We start from the raw sequence: 1,170 nt of genomic DNA on the forward strand, positions 1-1,170 counted from the left end.
GGCGTGCCCGCGGCCTCGCGCGGGTCGCCTTCCCGGAACCGACGCTCGGACAGCTCCCGCTGGGTGGGCCGCCGAGACATGCGCTCCTTGTGCGTCAGGGCCATCGCACCGACCGCCGCGGTGATCAGCACCGCGGCCACCACTTCGAACGCCCACACGTAGCGGCCGAAGATGAGGTCGGCGATGGCGTAGACGTTCCCCTCCGGCGTGGCCGCATCGGTGCCGACCGGGTCAGGAAGCGCTGCTCGGCCGGTGACCGCGATGAGCAGTATGACCACGCCGAGCACCGCCAGCGCGGCGGCGCCGCGCTGGCCACGGATGGTCTCCACGCGGGAGTCGGAGGCGTCGACGCCGATGAGCATGATGACGAAGAGGAACAGCATCATGATCGCGCCGGTGTAGACGACGATCTGCACCACGCCCAGGAAGGGCGCTTCGAGGGCGATGTAGAGCACCGCCAGGCTGATCATGGTCAACGCCAGGAACAGCGCACCGTGGACGGCCTTGCGCGAGACGACCAGCCCGACGCCGCCAAGCACGGCGAGTGGCGCGAGAATCCAGAACAGTACCTCTTCACCGGTGGTACTGGAGCTGGTGGAGGATTCGCCCGCCTGGGCTGCGACAGCGGCCAGCAGACTCACTGTCCCCCCTCTCCCGCGGCGCCGTTCTGCGGGCCCCCACCCTGCAGCCCCGCACCGAGGTAGTAGTCACGCTCGTCATCGCCCAGCCGCATCGGATGCGGCGGCTCCTCCATGCCGGGGAGCATCGGCGCGAGCAGGTCCTTCTTCTCGTAGATGAGGCTCTCCCGCGTCATGTCGGCAAGCTCATACTCGTTGGTCATGGTCAGCGCGCGAGTTGGGCATGCCTCGATGCACAGGCCGCACAGGATGCAGCGCAGATAGTTGATCTGGTAGACGCGACCGTACCGCTCGCCGGGAGAATAGCGTTCCTCTTCGGTGTTCTGCGCACCTTCGACGTAGATGGCGTCCGCTGGGCACGCCCATGCGCACAGCTCGCACCCGATGCACTTCTCCAGCCCGTCCGGGTGCCGGTTGAGTTGGTGCCGCCCGTGGAACCGGGGAGCCACCGGGTGCGGTTCCTCCGGGTACTGCTCGGTCACCTTCTTCTTGAAGATGTTCGCGAAGGTGACGCCGAACCCGGCGATCGGAT

2 protein-coding genes are annotated in these 1,170 nt (G+C 67.6%); both read right to left on the reverse strand.

Going from position 1 to position 1,170, the window contains the following annotated elements:
* Positions 1–641 (reverse strand): NADH-quinone oxidoreductase subunit J (locus ELR45_RS09465; RefSeq protein WP_205856293.1); only part of this gene is annotated, 641 nt, incomplete at its 3' end.
* On the reverse strand, positions 638–1,170 hold a 533-nt coding region (gene nuoI, locus ELR45_RS09470; protein ID WP_129665834.1), incomplete at its 5' end, for an NADH-quinone oxidoreductase subunit NuoI. The genes ELR45_RS09465 and nuoI, both read right to left, overlap by 4 nt.

The sequence above is a fragment of the Phytoactinopolyspora endophytica genome (genome assembly GCF_004138495.1).
Taxonomy (GTDB): domain Bacteria; phylum Actinomycetota; class Actinomycetes; order Jiangellales; family Jiangellaceae; genus Phytoactinopolyspora; species Phytoactinopolyspora endophytica.